The 21121-nt window shown below is 41.5% G+C and carries 16 protein-coding genes and 2 pseudogenes; 13 read left to right on the top strand and 5 right to left on the bottom strand.

Annotated features, from left to right (window positions below; translation table 11 throughout):
* Positions 1-57: 57 nt before the first annotated feature.
* Entirely contained in the window at positions 58-942 is an 885-nt protein-coding gene (garR, locus tag BK127_RS30615) for a 2-hydroxy-3-oxopropionate reductase (protein WP_076235901.1), read from the bottom strand.
* A gap of 49 nt (positions 943-991) precedes the next feature.
* Positions 992-1885: a dihydrodipicolinate synthase family protein gene (locus tag BK127_RS30610; RefSeq protein ID WP_076235900.1), complete on the bottom strand. Its 894-nt coding sequence runs from the start codon at positions 1883-1885 to the stop codon at positions 992-994.
* Between the two features lie 262 nt (positions 1886-2147).
* Between BK127_RS30610 and BK127_RS30605 the strand changes: the two genes are divergently transcribed.
* The 11 genes from BK127_RS30605 to BK127_RS30555 all read left to right on the top strand — a co-directional run bounded on the left by BK127_RS30605 (position 2148) and on the right by BK127_RS30555 (position 16898).
* Positions 2148-3095, top strand: a complete 948-nt coding sequence (locus BK127_RS30605; protein WP_076235899.1) for an AraC family transcriptional regulator — start codon at positions 2148-2150, stop codon at positions 3093-3095.
* A gap of 860 nt (positions 3096-3955) precedes the next feature.
* Positions 3956-4117: a glycosyltransferase gene (locus BK127_RS45815; protein ID WP_179097661.1), complete on the top strand. Its 162-nt coding sequence runs from the start codon at positions 3956-3958 to the stop codon at positions 4115-4117.
* A gap of 482 nt (positions 4118-4599) precedes the next feature.
* On the top strand, positions 4600-6075 hold the full coding sequence (locus BK127_RS43170; RefSeq protein WP_256711520.1) for a sugar ABC transporter ATP-binding protein: 1476 nt from the start codon (positions 4600-4602) through the stop codon (positions 6073-6075).
* Between the two features lie 30 nt (positions 6076-6105).
* Positions 6106-7026 carry an ABC transporter permease gene (locus BK127_RS43165; protein ID WP_144026613.1) on the top strand — a complete coding sequence of 307 codons (921 nt, stop codon included), beginning with the start codon at positions 6106-6108 and terminating at the stop codon, positions 7024-7026.
* Between the two features lie 57 nt (positions 7027-7083).
* Positions 7084-8043, top strand: a complete 960-nt coding sequence (locus BK127_RS30585) for a substrate-binding domain-containing protein (RefSeq protein WP_076235896.1) — start codon at positions 7084-7086, stop codon at positions 8041-8043.
* A 305-nt stretch (positions 8044-8348) separates the two neighbouring features.
* Entirely contained in the window at positions 8349-10136 is a 1788-nt protein-coding gene (locus BK127_RS30580; RefSeq protein WP_076235895.1) for a sensor histidine kinase, read from the top strand.
* An 11-nt stretch (positions 10137-10147) separates the two neighbouring features.
* On the top strand, positions 10148-11773 hold the full coding sequence (locus BK127_RS30575) for a response regulator (RefSeq protein WP_076235894.1): 1626 nt from the start codon (positions 10148-10150) through the stop codon (positions 11771-11773).
* Between the two features lie 87 nt (positions 11774-11860).
* The gene (locus tag BK127_RS30570) at positions 11861-12565 is read left to right on the top strand and encodes a FadR/GntR family transcriptional regulator (RefSeq protein ID WP_076235893.1); all 705 of its coding nucleotides are present in this window, start codon (positions 11861-11863) and stop codon (positions 12563-12565) included.
* A 108-nt stretch (positions 12566-12673) separates the two neighbouring features.
* Complete coding sequence (locus BK127_RS30565; RefSeq protein ID WP_076235892.1) at positions 12674-14374, top strand: IlvD/Edd family dehydratase; 1701 nt, start codon at positions 12674-12676, stop codon at positions 14372-14374.
* Positions 14375-14560: 186 nt separating this feature from the next.
* Entirely contained in the window at positions 14561-15967 is a 1407-nt protein-coding gene (locus BK127_RS30560; RefSeq protein WP_256711519.1) for an amidase, read from the top strand.
* Positions 15960-16898 carry a cyclase family protein gene (locus tag BK127_RS30555; RefSeq protein WP_076235890.1) on the top strand — a complete coding sequence of 313 codons (939 nt, stop codon included), beginning with the start codon at positions 15960-15962 and terminating at the stop codon, positions 16896-16898. The genes BK127_RS30560 and BK127_RS30555 overlap by 8 nt, the downstream gene beginning before the upstream one ends.
* Positions 16899-16917: 19 nt before the next feature.
* Here the strand turns inward: BK127_RS30555 and BK127_RS44025 are convergent, their stop codons facing one another.
* The 3 genes and pseudogenes from BK127_RS44025 to BK127_RS30545 form a co-directional block, all read right to left on the bottom strand.
* A complete protein-coding gene (locus BK127_RS44025) occupies positions 16918-17094 on the bottom strand; it encodes a hypothetical protein (RefSeq protein ID WP_179097660.1) in 177 nt (58 codons plus the stop codon).
* A gap of 294 nt (positions 17095-17388) precedes the next feature.
* Positions 17389-17736, bottom strand: a complete 348-nt coding sequence (locus BK127_RS45810) for a DUF4158 domain-containing protein (protein WP_083689723.1) — start codon at positions 17734-17736, stop codon at positions 17389-17391.
* Between the two features lie 350 nt (positions 17737-18086).
* A pseudogene (locus BK127_RS30545) lies at positions 18087-18761 on the bottom strand (transposase); the annotation flags it as partial.
* Positions 18762-18823: 62 nt separating this feature from the next.
* Here BK127_RS30545 and BK127_RS45805 point away from each other — a divergent pair.
* Positions 18824-18964 (top strand): annotated as a pseudogene (locus tag BK127_RS45805) (spore germination protein); the annotation flags it as partial.
* 525 nt (positions 18965-19489) lie between these two features.
* Complete coding sequence (locus BK127_RS30535; protein ID WP_076235888.1) at positions 19490-21118, top strand: extracellular solute-binding protein; 1629 nt, start codon at positions 19490-19492, stop codon at positions 21116-21118.
* Positions 21119-21121 lie beyond the last annotated feature (3 nt).

Genomic DNA, 21121 nt, shown 5'->3' with positions numbered 1-21121 from the left:
GAGGAAAGGACAGGCCGAATGTAATCATTCGTCTGTCCTTTCCTCATTTACATTCTTTTATTTCCTGTTCACTTCAACTTTTGCCATTTTTTCATAGTATCTTATCAAGCTACCATGATCATCTTCACCCATTCCATCTGTCTTCAGAGATTGCATCATTTCCATGACCGCAGTTGTAAGTGGCAGAGGCACTCCTATTTCATGGGACGTTTCCAGTACGTTGCTTAAATCCTTAATATGAAGGTTGATGCGGAATCCAGGATCGAATTTACGATCCATCACCAGTAACGCCTTCGCATCAAGAACGGTACTACCGGCCAAGCCACCACGGATAGCTTGATATACCAATTCCGGTTCAACACCGGCTTTGCTTGCCAGAACTAGGGCTTCAGACATGGCGGCAATATTAATTGCAACAATAATCTGGTTAGCAAGTTTGGTGACATTGCCTGCTCCAATCTTACCCGTGTGCACAACAGAGGCAGCCATCGCCTTCATAATTAGATAACATTTATCAAATATTTCTTTTTTGCCGCCCACCATTACTGATAGGGTCCCCTCAATCGCCTTAGGCTCACCGCCACTTACAGGAGCATCAAGCATTTCTATCCCTTTTTCCGCCAACTTCTCAGCAATTTCTTGACTTACGAGCGGTGCAATAGAACTCATGTCAATGAGTATAGTGCCTTGTTTGGCACCCTCGATCACGCCATCTTTGCCCAAAACTACTTCTTTCACCTGAGGATAATTGGGTAACATGGTAATTATAATATCCACTTGCTCTGCTAGCGACTTAGGACTCGATGCAACCTCAGCCCCGGCAGCAACAAGCTCTTCGGCGCTTTTATTTCTCTCAAGAACGACAAGCTTGTATCCAGCCTGTAATAAATGCTTGCTCATGGGCTTGCCCATGATTCCCAAACCAATAAATCCAATTTTCATCAATTAACAGCCTCCTGATTATCAACCCATCCTTGGGGAATTTGAAAGTTTAATAAAGTACACCCATATCTTTCAGTATGTCCTTGAGTTTATCCAAATGGGTCTCCGAACAAGTGGTATTCGGTTTGATCGAATTTCCTACCTCAAGTCCAATTAGATTCGCGGCATCCTTAGTCGCAACGGGAAAGCTTCCTAGATTAAATGCCATACGAAGCGGAGCGAGTTTAAATTGGGCTTCCAAAGCACCTTGCAGATCGCCTGCCTTAAATTTCTCATAAATCTCCACGACCAAGGCTGGGACAATATTAGCAGTCGAGGCAACGCAACCGACAGCTCCATAAGCTAAGGAGCCAAGAATCATGACATCCCTGCCGGCCATGACTTTAAATCCCTTGTCTCTTGTTCTTCGGATATATTCCGCGGTCAAGGTTAAATCTCCGCTGCTATCTTTAACTCCAACGATATTGGGAATGTCGGTCAGCCGTTCTAATAAGTTTGCTGAGATATTGTTGCCGACACGATCAGGGTTGTTGTAAAGAAGAACCGGCAAAGAGGTCGATTCGGAAATCTTAAGGAAATGCTGGTACAGCTCGTCTTCATTGAGACTAAGGAACATGGGCGGCAGGATAGTGATAGCCTGTGCTTTTAGATTTTCCGCAAGTCTGGCCAATTTGACGCATTCTTTGGTGGTAATGGCTCCAATTCCCATATAGACGGGAACTCGTCCTTTGACCTGATCGATTATAATAGTGACGGCCCGCTGCTGTTCTTCATGATCTAACCCAAAAAACTCCCCATTGCTTCCAAGCGCGAGAACGCCGTGTACCCCTCCTTCAATAACATGCTCAACAACTCGTCGCAAGCCCTGTTCTTCCACGCACTCATTGGCATCGACAGGTGTAATAACCGGGGGAACCACTCCGTGAATAAAACTTGTATCCATATTTTTATCTCCTTTTATGCCCTCTTTTTCCAGCGGATGGCGAACTATTCTTCCGACCGGTAATCCGCCTCCTTCGCAGCTTTATTCGGAAGTACACGCTTTCATCCCTGTGATTCCATTGTACCCAAACGCATGGTGATGGTCTTTATAAATAACCGTCATGTTTTTACAATATTCCGTAGGGTCTTTCTAGGTTATAATGAGGTCAGGTCCTAAGAGAGTGGTTGAAAGGAAAGAAGTTCGCTAAAGAGGTGGGAAGCCAGTGCAACTGACACCGCAGATTTGTCAAAAAAGCAGCATGTATCTTAATCAGCATGTGACAAAGCTACATGCTGATTCCGCTTCATTTTATGTCCACTATTGGGGAGGGAAACCCCAGCATCACGGCAATGTTATGCATTCGCACCCTTTTTTCGAGATTTGTTATGTGGCAGAAGGGGAAGGCCACTATACGAATAAAGGGGTGACTTATTCGCTGCAACGAGGTACCTTGTATTGCTCTAAGCCTGGCGGTATGCATCAACTGCAAAGTGAGACAGGGATGCTGGTGTTGTTTGTTGCTTTTGAAATAATAGAAGCGGATCCGCGCGGTGAAGTCTTTCAACTGTTAGACAAGCTGACGAATTATCATCATTTGTTTATTCCAGATGCCGAACAAACACCACCAGTACTACTCTGGAAATCTCTGGTGCTTCAAGCTGCGGAAAGGTTGATTCCATTTCCGCAATTGATATTCGGTTTATCCCATGCCCTCCTACTCTCGTTGATTTCCTTCTTTTCCCAACATAGCGGAATTATTACAACGTCACCAGAACCGGAAACAGGTTTTATTTCCAGTCCGGTAAAAAACGCAAAAGCTTATATAGTAGCTCATCTTTCCGATAAGCTGACCTTAAAAGAAGTAGGGCAGGCGATTCATTTATCGGAACGACAGCTTTCCAGGCTTCTGTCGGCAGAGCTGGGGCAAAGCTTTCCTTCCTTGGTTCGTTCGGAGCGAATCAAACGGGCGGCCTATCTGCTGGCTTTTACAGATATGACGTTGCTGGATGTGGCGCAGGCGTCCGGATACGAAACGGTGCATTATTTCAGTAAGGTATTCGTTGAAGTTCTAGGAATCACACCTGGCAAATTTCGCAAAAGGGTAGTTGGAAATAAATTGGAAGCAGCGACTATACATCAATATTTATGGCTGACAAACGGAAGGAATTAAGCTGGGCATTTTGCGCTTTAGTTTGTATAACAATTTGTGGAGGATGATTACTGCGGTTTCTACACTTTGTTAGAGCCTGGGAAATACTGACCTTAGTGAGACCGAATGGTTCTGGTGCAAAAAAATTAAGACCCACAATATGTAGTATTCAAATGAAATTTTAAAGCGAAATTTCATACTATATTTGGTATGTAAAAATATTTTTGCAACAGAGCCATATGAAGGGAGTCAATTAACTACGTGAAGAAAGGATTCATTACATCAAGTTATAGACGCTATCTCAATTGCCGATTCTTTAAACCTCTCACCCATGGGCCTCCTGATTGTTGCTGATTAGTCTAGCCATTTTTTATCGGTCCGTGGGTCACTTTCGTATTGTCTTTTTCCAATCCATGAATACTGGCAGACTGTTTGTGTATCCTCTCTCTTGAAAGCCCCCTCATTTTAGTCGAAAAAGGCAATCCACCATATAAATAAAACTCAACGTGTAAATGAAAGTTCTTACCTTTGCTCTCACGCAGATGGAAATTGACCCCCTGTATTAAAACGTGCCTCGAAGTCTTCCCTTGAATCTTTTATGCCCTGTGTTGAAAATAGCCATAAAAGTATAACCTAAAGCTCAAGACATCATATCTAGTGCAATTGCAGTTGGGTTTTTACCCTTATCTGATAAAAAGCGACCGAGGTATAGGTATATTTTTGAATCAAGGGCTTCTTGGTCATAATTTTCAAGTTGTATTTTTATTTTATCTGATACATAACATATCATTAGGTGGGGTTAAATTAACAATGGAGAGAGGTTCCTTTGAATCCATATACTATAGCTTTCCGGAAAAGTAGATGTGTTAATAAGTGTAATTATGCCGCTGTATAATTCAGCTGATTATATAAAGAAAGCTATTGATAGTGTTCTTAAACAATCACTAAAAAACATTGAAGTATTACTTGTTAATGACGGTTCGATGGATTCTAGAGGACGGATCGCCGACGAATACGCAAATGCGGAACCCAGAGTGCAATAAGAGAGATGAAGAAAAAGCTCCTTATTGTAAAAGCGTCTAGATAATACTTATAACGGCTTTAACATGAATACGGTGTATTTTGGTCATAATAAAGCTGATCAGAACTATCCGTGATTTTGTTGTTAGATTATGCTCTCATCGAGGCATGCATATGATTAGGAACGTCAGGCTGAAAATAATTCGTCTGTCCTCTTTGGTGTTGAACCCCCGACCTCAATTGCTCCGCTCCTGCGAGATTCGGTCGGCTCTGTTGCAAAAATATTTTTACATACCAAATATAGTATGAAATTTCGCTTTAAAATTTCATTTGAATACTACATATTGTGGGTCTTAATTTTTAGCACCAGAACCGTTAATATCCGAAATAATTCATAGTATTTCCGAATAAGATCCATGTCTCTATATGATCTTACCCACTATAATCAGAAATATAGTTGATGAAGGGAGATAATCCAATGTTGAATCAGCCCTACATTCTACAAATGAAAAACATCAGTAAAACGTTTTCAGGGGTGAGGGCATTGAACGACGTTTCCTTGAATGTAAAAAAAGGAGAAGTTCATGCGCTTATGGGGGAAAATGGAGCGGGGAAGTCTACGCTGATGAAAATATTGACAGGTATTTATCAACCGGACGATGGAGAAATCGTGTTAAAAGGTCAGAATGTCCGGTTTGCACAGCCGCTCGACGCTATTAATTCCGGCATCAGCATCGTGCATCAGGAACTGAACTCTATCCTTGACATGACCATTGCCGAAAATATATTCATTGGTCGTGAACCCAGCAAGAGGTTAGGCATCGCCAATAAGAAAGAAATGCGAAGCAAGACCATCGAATTGTTCAAAATGGTAGATATGGTGATCAATCCGGATAGAAAACTATATGAGCTTAGTGTTGCGGAAATGCAAATGGTCGAAATCGTAAAAGCGATCTCGTACAATGCGGATATTATTGTCATGGACGAGCCTACTTCGGCAATTACAGATCGGGAAGTCGCGAAATTATTCGAGATTATTCGAAAACTAATTTTGCAAGGTAAGGCGATTATTTATATCTCACACAAAATGGACGAGATTTATACAATCTGTGATACGATCACCGTCCTGCGCGACGGTAGTTATATCGATACGAAGTCGGCCCAACAACTAGACCAGCAGCAATTGATTTCTCTTATGGTCGGGCGTAATTTGGAGGATATGTTTGTCAAGCAACCTTCTCCAATTGGGGAACGGTTTCTTGAAGTAAAAAACTTATCACTGAATGGGAAATTCACAAATATTAATCTACAGGTAAGAAAAGGAGAAATATTAGGAATTGCCGGGCTAATGGGAGCTGGACGAACCGAGCTTGTTGAAGCAATTTTTGGTGTCAGAAAAATCGATAGCGGCGAAATCTACATCCAAAATCAGAAGGTCGTGATTGATTCGCCGCAAAAGGCGATTAAGCATAAATTATCGCTTGTAACGGAGGATAGGAAGCTATTTGGGCTCAATTTGAATTTCACGGTCAAGGAAAATATAACGTTGGTTAACCTAAAACGATATGTCCGTTTAGGGCAAATCATTAAATTTAAGGAAGAGCGTGAAGTTACGGATCGGCAAATGAAATTTTTAAATGTGAATGCCTCCAGTAGAAATACCATGGTTGAAACATTAAGTGGAGGGAATCAGCAAAAAGTGGTGCTAGCGAAGTGGCTGTTGTGTGACCCAGACCTTCTGATTCTGGATGAACCCACAAGAGGCATTGATATCGGAGCAAAATCTGAAATTTATAAAATTATTAACAAGTTGGCCAATGACGGTAAGGCGATTATTATGGTTTCTTCCGAAATGCCAGAGCTCATGGGAATGAGCGACCGTATCATTGTACTCCATGAAGGAACGATCACTGGGCAATTCAATCGAGACGAGTTTAACCAAGAGAGCATTATGATGTGTGCGACGGGAATAAAAAAATAAATAATTTCCGGGGAAAGGGGGAAACAAAAGATGAGTAGATATTTAGCTAAGTATGGGATTTTCATTGCGTTTGGAATTTTGCTGATTGTGTTGTCGCTTAGTTCTGAATCTTTTTTGACGGTAACTAATCTCTTGAATATTCTTCGTCAGTCTTCGATCAGCGGCATTATCGCGATCGGTATGACCTTTGTCATTATACGAGGAGGGATTGATTTATCCGTTGGTTCAATTCTCGCCTTTTCCGCGATTGTCGCTTCAAGCTTTGCACATCCGGACACTTATCCGACGTTTGTGCCTATCGCTCTTGGCTTGCTTGTCGGTTTAGGATTGGGACTTATAAATGGCATTATCATTTCCCGTTGGAAAGTAGCATCTTTTATCGTCACCTTGGGAATGATGACAGCTGCAAGAGGGTTAACATTAGTCTACACAGACGGTCGACCTATTATTAACTTGAGCTCGGAATACAACTTTATCGGCGGCGGCTATATTGCCGGTATCCCACTGCCGGTTCTGGTCTTTGTAGGTGTGATCGCATTAGGATTCTTTGTGCTCCATATTACAAAATTCGGTCGACATGTGTTTGCTTCGGGAGGAAACGAAAAGGCGGCTCAATTGTCTGGTGTCAAAGTAGGCAGAGTTGAGATTGCAGTTTATGCAATTTCAGGTTTGGCGGCAGGACTTGCCGGAATCCTCCTATCATCAAGAGTGATGACTGGATCTCCTGTTCTCGGCACTGGGTATGAATTAGATGCAATCGCCGCTGTCGTTATAGGTGGTACAAGCCTAACGGGCGGTAGGGGGAGAATTATAGGAACGGTTGTTGGGGTATTGATTATCGGAATTATGAACAACGGACTGGATCTTCTGAATGTATCCTCTTACTATCAGCAAATTGTAAAAGGCGCGATCATTGTGTTAGCTGTTCTTTTGGATAAAAAGAATCAATAACTATATAATCGCTTCAAATGGCGTTATATATATAAAAAAACTAAGGGGGAATTCCTAATGAAGAAAATAAAAGCATTAGTTGTTGTAACACTGTTGACGTTCGTTCTTACGGCGTGTGGAGGTAATAACAATGATCCAAACGCTGCTAACAATGGGATAGGAAATGCTAAAAAAACTTTGAAAGTAGGTGTCTCATACTCCAATTTGCAAAATGAATTTTTCATTGCCACACAAAACGCTATTCGCGACAAGGCGAAAGAATTGGGTGTTAAACTGATCGAGACTGACGGGCAAGGTAAAGCAGAAAATCAAATTACGCAAGTCGAGAACTTTATTACACAAAAAGTGGACGCCATTATCGTCAGTCCCTCTGATAAAAATGGAGTGGCTCCTGCCGTTGATCTCGCGGTTAATGCCCATATTCCGATTGTTATTCTCACGAACGATGTATCCAATTCTGATAAAGCTACAGCCTTTGTAGGGGCGGACAATGTAGTAGGGGGCAAGATGGAAGCAGAATTTGTAATAAAAAAATTAGGTGGAAAAGGAAATATTGTAATAATTAATGGTCCCAATGGCAATGCCGCAGCGGTCTACCGAACTGATGGCATAAAACAGGTACTGCCTAACTATCCGGATGTCAAAGTCCTGGCAGAGCAAACGGCAAACTGGGATCGTGCGCAAGCGTTGTCATTGATGGAAAACTGGTTGCAATCCTATCCAAACATCGATGCAGTTATCGCTGAGAATGATGAAATGGCACTAGGTGCGTATAATGCTATAAAGGCAGCAAATAAGCAAGATAAAATCTTTGTGGTCGGAATCGATGCCATCCCGGATGCTTTGAAATCCATAAAAGAAGGACACTTGACGGCTACTATTTTTCAGGATGCACTTAAACAGGGAAATAGAGCTATCGAAATCGCAGTGAAAGCAGCAAATGGTGAGAGCGTTGAGCATACGAACTATATTCCGCTCCAATTCATTACGAAAGAAAACATTGCTGATTTTAAATAGTTTTTTGCAAAATGATAACCCCTCTTAAGTGTAATAACAGCCTGTTTTGGGTGGGGGTACCCGCTGCGGTCGCTCTTGAAACTCGAAAATTGGAATGATAATATGCGGTATTTTCCCGGTTTCAAAGGTTCCCTTCGCTGGACACTCCCACCCCTTCAGCTGATTTCGGAACTGTCGGGGTTCTCGACAATCTGTCAACTAGGACAAAATCCTGGTTGACTTTTTGACATATGTCAACCTTGGTAAATTCCAATCATTCGCTTATAATGAAGCAACTTGATGGTTAGTGGAGGGCGGTTACGACAATGTTATATAAGTTAATGGATAGGATTTTTAACAAGAGAAGTATGCAATATCAATTAATTTTAACCTATGTCTTACTTAATCTGATCCCCCTTATTATTGTCGGATCGTTATCTTACCGGGAAGCGGCTAATTTGATTACTAGTGAAGTAATGGGAAGCAATGATTTGCTCCTGCAAAGTGTTAATCGGAATGTAGATTCCTATTTAAAGGAAATATATTATCAATCCGAAATATTCTCGGCATTTATTTTGAGAAGCCCCCACACTGATTTATCAAATCCAGAAATTCGCGTGAATATGGATACCTATGTCTCGAATCTTCTCGATAAAAGTGATGAGTATATTAGTGTACGCGTTTTTTCTGACGATGGGCGGATGATAAGCCTTTCAACTACAAACGATTATAAACATATGTATGATTCTCAAGAAGAACTCGAATGGCAAAAAAAAATGAAAAACAACGATGGAAATGATTTGATTTTTGACATTCATCCTCTTGAATATAATGGTATTTATAGTTTTACAGCTTCACGGGCTATTTTTGATAAGAAGAGTGGGAAAAGAGTTGGCTATATTAGCTATGATAAATCGCTTTCCTCTTTTTTCTCTTATTTTAGAGTGATCGAGTTTCGCAGCGGTGGCATCATGCAGATTATCTGGAACAATGATACTTATCTTTATCATTCCAATCATGCACTTATAGGAAAAAAGATCGAGGGCAATACCCGCTCCCATCTGGAAACGATTCGTGCGGATTCCTATGTATCCAAATTTAACGGCAAAGAAATGATTGTTTCTTACAATACGCTCATGGAGAGAGGGCTGACTGTTGTTGGCTCCATTCCATTATCCGAATTAACGACAGAATTACAAGGATTGCGTGAAATTACATGGGTAGTATGCGGCCTTTCGCTTCTTCTTGTATTCATACTTTCTTATTATTTTTCGATTTATATGACTAGACCGATCCAGAGATTGAATAATCTTATGTCTAAAGTGGAGCGTGGCGATTTTGGCATCGGTAATGAAAAAATAGGCAACACAACCATGGAAATCCACCAATTAAACCATCGATTTCATTCCATGGTTAACACGATCAATCAGTTAATTAAAACCCAATATGAGACGGAGCTTCGCAAAAAAGATGCCGAGCTTAAGGCGCTTCTTATGCAAATAAATCCACACTTTCTCTACAACACACTAGAAGTCATCAATGGGATTGCTGATAATGAAGGCATAGAGCAAATTTCCGAGATTACCCTATCCTTAAGTAAAATGCTTCGATACAATATCGATATGTCAAAGGATCAAGTAACACTGGCGGAAGAGATGGAGAACTGTCGTAATTACGTGTTAATTCTAAAGAGTAGGTTCGGAAATCAATTAGGCGTGCAATGGGAAATAGATGAACAAACAAACGAATGCATGATGGTGAAAATGGTTATGCAACCTTTGATTGAAAACTCCATCAGGCATGGGGTTGAAAAAAAGTTAGGCAAAGGGCTGATTCACATATCCACAAAAAAACTTGGAGAAAGAGTCGAAATTCGAATTTCTGATAACGGAGTAGGGTTTAGCGTGAAAAAATTAAATGATTTTGAGCAGTACAAACAGATGGCAACCCATTCTTATTTTGATGTTGTTTCTTCAAGTAATCTGGGGCTAAAAAATGTTTACACACGGTTGCGTATTGTGTTTGGCGAGCAACTTATTTTCGATATCGACAGTGAGCATAATAAAGGTACAACGATCATCATTAATTTCCCTTATATTAAAGTAGCAAAGTGAGGAATATAAGCATGGCATCTAGCAGACAAAAATTTAACGTTTTTTTGGTGGAAGACGAAATTGGAGTGAGGCGCAGTTTAATCGGTAAAATAAATTGGGATGGACTGAATTTACAATTGATGGGTCAAGCGCAAAATGCCGAAGAAGCGTATGAAGCCTTCCAAGTTTCTTCGCCTGATATCGTTTTATTAGACATGCGGATGCCAGGAATGGGGGGAATGGTTTTTTTGGAAATTTTAAATAAACAGTTTCCCTCGATCAAGATCATCGTGCTTAGCGGCTATTCGAACTTCGAGTATGCCAAACAAGCTATTGTTTGCGGCGCATCGAATTATTTATTGAAGCCGATCATCAAGGAAGATTTGGCAGAAGCACTAAAGAAAGTTGTTCATGAACTGGAGCAAACCATAAAGGAAAAAGAGTCGAAGATCGAGCAGCAAATCTTACTGAATCAAAGTAAACCATTATTAAAGCGCGCGATGCTTAACAAGCTGCTGCAGGGTGTCCATATGAATACAAACAACATCCTTGATAAAATCGAAATGTTGGGCATCAACCTCAATACTGAGCATTATGTTCTAACGATTTTGAATGTGATCGATTTTGAACATTTGAAATTGTTTTATGGGAAAAATATGGAGCTCATTTATTTTGCTATAGAAAATGTGATGGAGGAATCGATTTCAGATTCGATTCACTTTGTTGGTTTCAAAAGTGAATTTAGGGAGAATGAATATATTTGTCTTCATGGTTTTAATCATAAGCTTCATATTCGTGAAACCTTACAAAATCTATATCGGAATGCAGTCACTAATATTGAGACATTCAATAAAATTAAAGTAAATATATCTATAAGTAGGATCTTTCAGGATATAACGGAAACCCACAAATACTACATGGAAACATCCTATTTATGGAACGATAACAAGGAATTTAATATTAGATTTTATGATGATATTCACTCTGGAGAATCCGAGATGCTCCACATTTGGAATCCCGATAAAAGTCATGTATTGATAGAACGAATAAAGCAAGATGATAAGAAAGGGATTGTTACGGTCATTCAAGAACTTTTTACCGATGCCGAAAAACAATTTGGGGAAGCTACAGCCAAATACAAAGATTTAGTCGCACAAATCTTTCGTGTGATTGAAGAGAACATCACACAGATAAAATTTTCATTAAGGGAGCCCCTAGACTATGACCTTCCTTTATTTCAGGAGTGGGTATCTTCTTTTGACTCGAAAGAAGATTTGAAATATGGCCTTATTCAACTTTTGGATGAAATATCCGTGATGTTCAATACATCCAATCATAAAACTAAACATATTATCCAACAGGCTCGGGAATACATCGATTGCTGTTTTTATGAAAATTTAACGTTGGAAATGATGGCACAAAAATACCATATGAACCGAACATATTTTAGCGATTTGTTCAAGCAGGAAATCGGTTGTTCATTTAAAAAGTATTTGATTCAAACTCGAATTGAAGTGGCTAAGGAATTGCTTGCAAAGAAAGATATGAAGGCAGTTAATGTCGCATTAATTGTCGGTTTTAACGATCCCAACTATTTCTCAAATGTGTTCAAAAAATATACAGGCCGTTCGATTACAGAATTCAAAAATAGTCTTTGATCCAGAAGGAGGGCTTGTGTTAAATATCATACAAGGTTATATTAAAATGTAGAAATTCAACGAATGAGTTGGAGGGAAACTATAGATATGGCTTTTGAACCCTTAAACAAAAAAAGAGCGGCTCACCTTATTTGTGAGAAAATTATTGAAGCAATCGAGAACAATGAGTATAAACCGGGAGATCAATTGCCTTCCGAGAGAGCGTTGTCCCAATCGTTTCAAGTAGCAAGAAATGTAGTGAGAGAAGCAATCGGTATTTTGGAAACAATCGGTTTTGTTGAAGTGATTCAAGGAAAAGGGATGTATTTAAAATCAGTCCATCTCGAGCCGCTTATAGATCAATTTAAAAATCTGATTCATGACAAGAATCATCAATTATACGAAATGTTGGAGCTAAGACGAGGACTTGAGCGGGAAATTGTGATTCTTGCAGTTGAACGAGCGTTGGAAGAAGATTTACAAAACATAGAGTCAGCCTACCAGGCTATGGAATTGAAAATGTTACAAAATGAGGTAGCATTTGAGGAAGACTATTACTTTCATAAAACGATTGCTGTTGCAGCTCACAATGATTTGATTTTAAAAGTATTTAATTTTTTATTCGACCAATATCAAATGGGATTTGAAGCTGCGCGAAAAAAATCGATTCATGATCCTGCCGAAAATAAGTGGGTACTAAACTCACACAAGAAATTATATATGGCGATCAAACAAAGGAATATGACAGAAGCAGTGGAAACATTCGAGAAGCATCTAGAACATGTTTATCAAAAGCTGAATAAGAATGGTTGACAGAAAAAAAATAATAGATTAAATTAATCTTACTGGTCTAACCACTAGACCACATATTCTATGTAAGCTTAGAAAATACTGTTAATATCATTTCAAGGGGGGACGTTGATGAAGACGACATCGTACGGTGATCCGGGTTTTTCTCAATTTGTTCGTAAAGCATTCTCAAGAAATCTCGGTTATAGCTCAGAAGATCTCAGAAAACCAATTATTGGTATTTGTAATACGGAAAGTGAAGTGAATCGTTGTCATGCGCATTTTGGTCCTCTTGTTGAGGCAGTAAAACGCGGCGTTCTTATGGCGGGCGGAATCCCTATGGAGTTCCCTACGATTTCTTTAGGCGAGCTTTATTTAAGTCCAACGTCAATGTTATTTAGAAACTTGGCTGCTATGGACACTGAAGAGATGATCGCTGCTCAGCCGCTTGATGGTGTAGTATTGCTTTGCGGTTGTGATAAAACGACACCAGCACAATTGATGGGAGCGGCAAGTGCGAATATTCCATCCATTATGGTTACCGGTGGTCCGATGTTGAATGGGGAGTATGAAGGACGCACTTTAGGTGCTTGTACGGATTGTCGTTTCTTTTGGCAAGAACATCGCGCGGGCGAAGTAGATGAACATGAATTAGACCAAATTAATCAACGGCTTGCTCCTAGCGATGGACACTGCATGGTCATGGGAAGCGCCAGCACGATGGCTTCATGTGCAGAGGCATTAGGAATGATGTTGCCTGGCGGGGCTGCGATACCGGCAACACATAATTTGCGGAAACAATTGGCGGAGGAATCGGGCAAAAAAATTGTGGAATTGGTGAAGCATAACGTGACGCCATCGCAGATTATGACATACGAAGCGTTTGAGAATGCGATTCGCGTTCTGATGGCCATCGGCGGCTCTACGAATGCGGTAATTCATTTAATCGCTATCGCAGGGCGCCTGGGAATCGATATTCCGCTTCATTTGTACGATAAATTAAGCAAAGAAACACCGTTTCTGGCCAATCTTCGCCCAAGCGGAAAATATCAAATGGAAGACTTTTTTAAGGCAGGCGGAGTTGCTGTAGTGATGAAAGAGTTGGAAAGCTTGTTGCATACCGAGTGTTTGACCGTCACAGGTAAAATGTTGAAAGATAATTTGGCTGTCGTTAAAAAGCAAAGAATTCCCGCTTATGAGGATATTATTCGTACGATTGAGAAACCATTGCATGCGGAAGGCGGAATTGCTGTTCTTTACGGCAATCTTACGCCGAACGGCGCCGTAATCAAACCGAAGGCAGCTACGGAACGTATGTTGACTCATGAAGGACGGGCTGTCGTATTTAATTCCATTGAAGATTTGGAACAAAGAATCGATCAAGAAGATCTGGATATCAACGCCGATGACGTTCTCGTATTGCGAAATGCTGGTCCGATTGGCGGACCTGGAATGCCTGAAGCGGGCATGCTGCCCATACCAAAGAAGCTGCTTGCTCAAGGTGTACGTGACATGGTGCGGATTTCCGATTGTAGAATGAGCGGAACAGCAGGTGGGACAGTTGTCCTGCATATTACGCCTGAAGCTGCGGTAGGTGGACCTCTCTCGCTGGTTCAATCAGGAGATCGGATTCGCTTGGATGTTCCCAATCGCTCACTGGAGTTATTAGTTTCCGATGAAGTGCTTGATAAACGGCGAGAGTCGCTTCAAATCACGATTGAACGTTCGTACCCTCGGGGCTACGGATGGCTATTCCAGCAACATGTGATGCAAGCGGATAAAGGCTGTGACTTCGACTTCTTGCAAGCCAACTTTCAATCGGAGAAAAAATAGCCGTAATTGAATAACTAAAACGGTAGAGTTGGGGCAAATACAGCTAGTCTCTATTGGAGGCTAGCTGTATTTCCGAAATAATTCACTGGATTTCCGAATAAGACCCATGTCTCTATATTTTTTGGCGGGCTATAATCAGAGATAATTAATGAAATTTGCAACCTTATTATGGAGGGGGGTCACAGGGTGTCTAAGGAAATTAGCGGTAATTTTCTGGATTGGGATTTAATCACATTATCTGATGCGATAAGGAACAAACAAATTTCGCCTGTAGAAGTTACTCGTAAAATGCTGGAGCGTATAGCAGCAGAGAACGACCAATTAAACGCCTATATTACCGTGACGGATAACGAAGCGTTGGCTCAAGCCGCTAAAGCGGAAAAAGAAATCAATGCTGGAAATATGAAGGGATACTTGCATGGGATTCCGATTGCATTAAAGGACTTAATTTACACCAAGGATATAACTACTACAATGGGTTCGGAAATTTATAGTGAATACATTCCTGATTACGATGCCGCTGTAGTGGAAAAATTAAAAGAAGCTGGCGCTGTTATTATAGGAAAACTAAATACTCATCAATTTGCTTATGGAGCCACAGGGGACCGTTCTTTTTTTGGACCTGTTAGAAATCCATATGATACTTCGAAAGTTTCCGGCGGATCGAGCAGTGGTTCTGGAGCGGCAGTTGCGGCGTCATTATGTTACGCATCCCTAGGTACTGATACTGGCGGATCCATTCGGATCCCTTCTTCCTTCGGAGGCATTGTCGGAATGAGACCGACATTCGGGCAAGTAAGCACATATGGGGTGTTTCCACTCTGCAAGACATTGGATACGATAGGGCCGATGACAAAGACGGTAAAGGATAATGCTGTTTTATTGTCCTTGTTGGCTGGATTTGATGAAAGAGATCTGCACTCAATCCAAAAAGATCCGGAAGACTTTACACGATACCTGGACAAAGGTGTTGAAGGAACAGTTATCGGTGTCCCTCCCTCCAACTTTTTTGACCATGTAAACGAAGAAATTACGAGGGATGTTCACCAAGCGATTGAAACTTTTAGATCTCTGGGCGCAGAAATAAGAACTGTAGAAATCCCAGACCTAGAACAAACATTAGCAGCGTTTCGGGTGACATTAAAGAGTGAGGCTTATTCAGGTCATGTCGAAAGATTGCAAGAGTATCCAGCGTCACAATGGGATGAAGAAGTGAGAGAGCGTCTCTTAACTGGTTCAACCATTACGGCCCATGAGTATATTCAAGCTCAGCAGGTCAAACAATGGGCTATTCGTGAATACAACAAGATGTTTTCAGAAGTAGATGTTCTTGTCATACCTGCCTTACCTATTTTGCCATTCGATATTAATCAACGCGATATCAAAATAAACGATTCAATGGAACCGGTTAGCTTGCAGCTTAATCGGTTTACAGGATCGATAAGTCTGATTGGCTTTCCAAGTTTGACCGTACCTTGTGGAATGTCTAATGCAGGACTTCCGATCGGACTTCAATTAGTAGGAAAACCATTCGATGAAGCCAATCTTTATCGTTTTGGATCAGCTCTCGTAGGAGGAATGAACAATGTGTGATTACGTACATCCACGTCAATTAAAACCAAGCAAGAGTCCTTGGGGACCGAATGATCAAATCGGGAGATTAAATTTAATTAATGCAGAGTCACGTAATAAAGTGTTTTCATTCATTGATACATCTAGAGAATTCGATTTATCCGTTAATTATTTTGTGGGTATGCCCTCATGGACTGCTGCTGGGGACCCCCCGTTTCAAATTTGGATGACCCATACTCCAAGCGGGAATATCGTCGAAAACCCGATGAATATCGATCGCGAAACGAACGAATTAACTAGTTACTCCGGGGATGCTTTTTCTATGTATACCCATTGTGGCACCCATATTGATACGTTTAACCACTTTGGATACCATGGTGAAATATGGAATGGTTTTAATGAAAAAGAGCATTTGGGAAGCCGTCATTGGACGAAATGCGGTCCGGAAAATTTCCCGCCCATTATTGCTCGAGCTGTAATGATTGACGTCGCGGCTGCAAAGGGCGTAGAAATGTTGCCTGATTCGTATGGAATTGGCAAAGTTGATTTGGAGGAAGCTCTTGCTCGTCAAGGTGTTGAAATTCAAGAGGGCGATATCGTCATGATCAGAACTGGAAGAATGACGGTATGGCCGGATCAAAATAAGTTTGTTAATAACTCTCCTGGAATTAACGTTGAAGGTGCGGAGTTTTTGGCTAGTAAAGGTGTGATGATTATAGGAGCCGACAATATTGCGCTCGAAAATTTACCATCTCCGGAATCGGGCAACTGGCAGCCGGTTCATACGTATCTTTTTTCTGAGGTAGGTATTCCGATTCTCGAACTTTTGTGGCTGGAAGAGCTTTCAAAAGAAAAAGTTTATGAAGTAGGGTTTTTCGGCACCTGTATGCCGCTTGTTGGAGCAACGGGAGCTCCGATCCGGCCTGCAGTTTATCCTTATAAACAAAATTAGGAGGAAATACGTATGAGACTTAGATTCCCTCTGGATGCTCGATGGCCGTCTGAGCCATGTTAAATAAAATACCGTACTTGTTGCTGACTCGTCGTAGATCGTTAAGAATTTCCTTTTCGATCTTTCGTTCGGCGCGAACTCCGATACGGTGAATAATTTGCATAAGCAGATCGACCAGATTGTCCGATATATCCATGCAGCGTATATCGAATCGGATCGGGATGTCGGCGCAGTTCGCGCAGATCCTCAGTAGAAACGCGCTGCCGGTACTTTTTTAAAACCTTATGGGGAATGTCTCGAAATAGTCATTCGGAACCTTCAAATTGTGAATTGTCCGCAATTTGTTAACCTCCTTCAGCACGCTATCCCCCCAGCACGACCAGGATCTGCCTTTAACTCATTAAATGATATTTGCATGCCGCCCTCACTGGCGGCTTCATCTTTGTCAATCTCTAAATACGAAATGCTATCAATCAAGGAGTCCAACGGGCTAAGACGTGGAAGGCAGCTTTTGATATGTCGCTTGGAAGAAGGATTCTTCATATGTGTAAATGGCAGAACGGATCAAACGTTCAATGCGTTCCGGAGTTGGAGGCACAATTTTTAATTCATGGAATCGACGGTAGACACGTTCTTTTAAATGCTCAAATTCATGATCGTGATGCAGAACATGTTGGCACAGCCATTCTGTTGTTTCTTGAGCATCCTCTATCGTATCCTCGCGTAACCCGAAGAACTCCCGGATCTGTGTTAGATGGTACGTGATCGAACGACCGGTCCAATCATACTGAGCATATAATTCCGGCTCAGAGAAGATTTGCTTTGCAATGTACGCGATAACCGCTTTGGAACTTCGTACTTATGAGTTGGAAAACGGGCTTCGTTTTGAAAAAACTTGAGTAGCACAGGGAATCCATTCCTAGTTTCCCCGGTCTTGTTCTCGATCAACCTCATCTCGTTCGGTAGGGTCGTAAAATGTTCGATTAATTCGTCCAGTTCCCAATTTCGCTTTATAGTAGCCCCTCCAAAGTAAAGTTCCTATTACAGTGAGTATCGGAACATTACGATTGGAGTCAGTATATCGAAGCTGTATATTTTAGACAATATGAGTCTCATAAATCCTGATGTTCCTTATACAAAAACGAATTCGGAATTATTTTAAAAGGGATACTGCCAACAAAAGCAATTCTAAGTGTGGTCTTTATAGCCTTGAATTTTACGCATATCCGACTTGTGACCTGTTCTTGCTTCTGGATCCACTACGCTGATAAGACGATCTGTTGCATGTTCATTTCGATCAGCTATTACTTTCTCCAACATAGCTAGTACTGGATTTTCCGCAACATCTGTGTTTAACAATGGCTTAGCAATCTCAACAAGTTCTCTGGGTAGCTCCAACACAAAAGGGAGCTTCACATCACGGGTTTTACCGCGGAGTTCGGTCCAAAGGGTGTCTAATTTTTGTTGGTATTGTTCTGCTTTAGCAGCATCCACCATAAAGAGTTCACGAAGCACTCGTTCATAAGCTTGTCTTACGAGGGAAAGCCATGTAGGAATAGCAACATCGGCAATGACATGGGTAGAATCGATAATTGCACGTTGTAGTTGTTTAGCGATTAGGCCTTGTTCGATGCATTGATCCACCAAACGTTGAAATATTTCTTTATACTTCTCCAAACCAACACAATTCACACGGAAATAACTGATCGTAGAATCATCCGGCAGATCATCATCAATGTTTAGCCCTAAAAACCAACGATAGGCTAAATTGACACGAATATGTTCAATGACTTGAACATCAGAAAGATCGTAAAGATACTCCAATAGACAGATTTTAAACATAAATTCCGGCTCCTCAGCTGGACGACCGCGATCTAACGATTAGCGTTCTGCTAGCATTTCACGAATAAAAGACAAGACTACGGTTTCAGTGGGAATTGATTCCTACCGTTCTTTTACTTGCCATCATGAATGCGCGTGAGGGAATTCCTTTACCTGCATTTTATGAAGGCTCGATCATGGAATTTTTCTTTGAACTTCTTCGGGAAGCCGGAGCGCGATTGCCAATTCAACCTAATCAATTAATGGATACACTCATTCGCGACCCGTATAAAATTTTACTGCGTTCACCGCGCAACAAGCAGATATTCGGATCTAAAAAAATTATCCTGCTTCCATATGGAATACAACAAAGGGTACTGTAATCCCGATGACTTAAAAGCGTATAGAACGACGACATTCAAAGCATTTACGTATCTGTCGCTACAATGTTCAAATAAATGATAGATAAAAGGCATCTTTTTGGCAAGATTATGTTCAATCAATGAACCATCGCTTTCAATCACATCCCCATCTGCCAAAAAGCAGATTGCTAGATTGCCTACTCATTCAAGCATAACGCGTTTACTAAAAAGTATTATTGGCAGTTTTGTATACGGAGAAGCGGTTTTATCGATGGGATTGGCACTTTTGTCGATGGATTGGCACTTTTTTAGATATACCTTTTTGTAAGCGCTATCCTATAATATAGCCACGGGATTCCTTTCATGCGAATCTTGCACAATCCGAAATAATAAGGAGGGTTTTCATTCATGTTAAAAAAAAACAAAAAGCTTGTCTCCGCAATTGGAGCCACGATAGTGATGAGCATGCTATTAATGGCCTGTTCATCAACTATGGTTCCAAAAACTGCCACCGGTATCAGTGAATCCGAAACTTCGGGAGCAGCAGCAACATATCCGATAAAAACGGATAAAACATTGACTTACTGGGCAGAAATCACGCAAAATCTTATCGGCGTCGTTTCCAGTCTCGACGATGTGCCCTTATTTCAGGAATGGCAAAAGCGAACTGGTGTACCATTAAAGTTCAGTTCGCCTACGGCTAACCGGGGTACAGAGTCTTTAAATGTGATGCTGGCCTCCGGAGACTTGCCGGATATGATTGAATACAACTGGTTGACTTTCCCAGGAGGTCCTGAGAAAGCGATTAAGGACGGCTACATTCTTAGGTTGAATGATATTATCGATAAAAATGCACCAAATTTAAAGGCTTATTTGAAAGATCACCCGGACATCGACAAGATGGTCAAAACCGATAACGGCAGCTACTATGCATTCCCATTCATCCGCGGCGACGAATACTTAGCGACCTTCCAAGGACCGATCATCCGAAAAGATTGGCTGGATGAGCTGGGGTTGTCGGTACCGACGACGATTGACGAATGGACCGCCACGCTGCGTGCGTTTAAAGAAAAGAAAGGCGCCACTGCCCCATTATCCGTATTCAGTAAACCGCGTGTGTTGAACGACTTCGTAAACGGAGCGTTTGCAGGTGCCTACGGCGTTAAGCGTGATTTCTATATGGAGAACGGGCAGATCAAATACGGACCCATGGAGAAGGGGTTTAGAGATTTCCTCGCTTTGTTCCGCAGTTGGTACGCAGAGGGATTGCTTGATAAAAATATTGCTACGGCGGACGGCAAAATGCTGGATGCCAACATCGCGAGCGGAGCGACCGGAGCGACCGTGTATAGTGCCGGCGGAGGTATCGGCAAATGGCAGCCAATCCTTGAGGCAAAAGATAAGAATGCGTTACTTGTCGGAGCCCCTTATCCGGTTCTGAAGAAGGGAGAGACTCCGAAATTCGGACAAAAGGACTATCTTGCCCTTATGAGAGGCAGTGTAGGGGTCTCGGCAAACTCCAAAAATGCGGAGCTTGCGGCGAAGCTGCTTGACTACGGCTACAGCGAAGAAGGAAGAATGCTCTTCAATTTCGGCATTGAAGGCGTCAGCTATACGATGCAAAACGGCTATCCGAAATATACGGATTTGATCATGAAAAACCCGAAGATGGCTCCAGCCCAGGTCATGTCGCAGTACAACCGTGCAACCTACTATGGACCGTTTATTCATGACAAAAGATATTTGGAACAGTATTATGAATTACCTACGCAGCTTGAAGCAAAAGCCAAATGGGAGAATACGGACGAGAGGAAATACCAACTGCCGGCGGTTACGCCAACGCCGGAGGAAAGCGCCGAGTTCGCAAAAATTATGGCGGACATCGATACCCTCGTGGACGAAATGACATTAAAAATTATTTTGGGTGCAGAGCCGCTGGACAGCTTCGAAAAATACATCGATAAAATGAAATCACTGAAAATCGGTCGAGTGCTGGAAATCCAAAAAATGGCCTTGGAACGCTACAACAAACGCTAAACC

Source organism: Paenibacillus sp. FSL H7-0331, assembly GCF_001956045.1.
This window is presented reverse-complemented; position numbering and strand designations above follow the sequence as displayed.

Excerpts from the sequence above, each read along its gene's own strand:
- garR (WP_076235901.1), bottom strand. The coding sequence starts at position 942 with ATGAAAATTGGATTTATTGGTTTGGGAATCATGGGCAAGCCCATGAGC.
- BK127_RS30610 (WP_076235900.1), bottom strand. The coding sequence starts at position 1,885 with ATGGATACAAGTTTTATTCACGGAGTGGTTCCCCCGGTTATTACACCT.
- BK127_RS45815 (WP_179097661.1), top strand. The coding sequence starts at position 3,956 with ATGCCGCTGTATAATTCAGCTGATTATATAAAGAAAGCTATTGATAGT.
- BK127_RS43170 (WP_256711520.1), top strand. The coding sequence starts at position 4,600 with ATGAAAAACATCAGTAAAACGTTTTCAGGGGTGAGGGCATTGAACGAC.
- BK127_RS43165 (WP_144026613.1), top strand. The coding sequence starts at position 6,106 with ATGAGTAGATATTTAGCTAAGTATGGGATTTTCATTGCGTTTGGAATT.
- BK127_RS30585 (WP_076235896.1), top strand. The coding sequence starts at position 7,084 with ATGAAGAAAATAAAAGCATTAGTTGTTGTAACACTGTTGACGTTCGTT.
- BK127_RS30580 (WP_076235895.1), top strand. The coding sequence starts at position 8,349 with ATGTTATATAAGTTAATGGATAGGATTTTTAACAAGAGAAGTATGCAA.
- BK127_RS30575 (WP_076235894.1), top strand. The coding sequence starts at position 10,148 with ATGGCATCTAGCAGACAAAAATTTAACGTTTTTTTGGTGGAAGACGAA.
- BK127_RS30570 (WP_076235893.1), top strand. The coding sequence starts at position 11,861 with ATGGCTTTTGAACCCTTAAACAAAAAAAGAGCGGCTCACCTTATTTGT.
- BK127_RS30565 (WP_076235892.1), top strand. The coding sequence starts at position 12,674 with ATGAAGACGACATCGTACGGTGATCCGGGTTTTTCTCAATTTGTTCGT.
- BK127_RS30555 (WP_076235890.1), top strand. The coding sequence starts at position 15,960 with ATGTGTGATTACGTACATCCACGTCAATTAAAACCAAGCAAGAGTCCT.
- BK127_RS44025 (WP_179097660.1), bottom strand. The coding sequence starts at position 17,094 with ATGGATATATCGGACAATCTGGTCGATCTGCTTATGCAAATTATTCAC.
- BK127_RS30535 (WP_076235888.1), top strand. The coding sequence starts at position 19,490 with ATGTTAAAAAAAAACAAAAAGCTTGTCTCCGCAATTGGAGCCACGATA.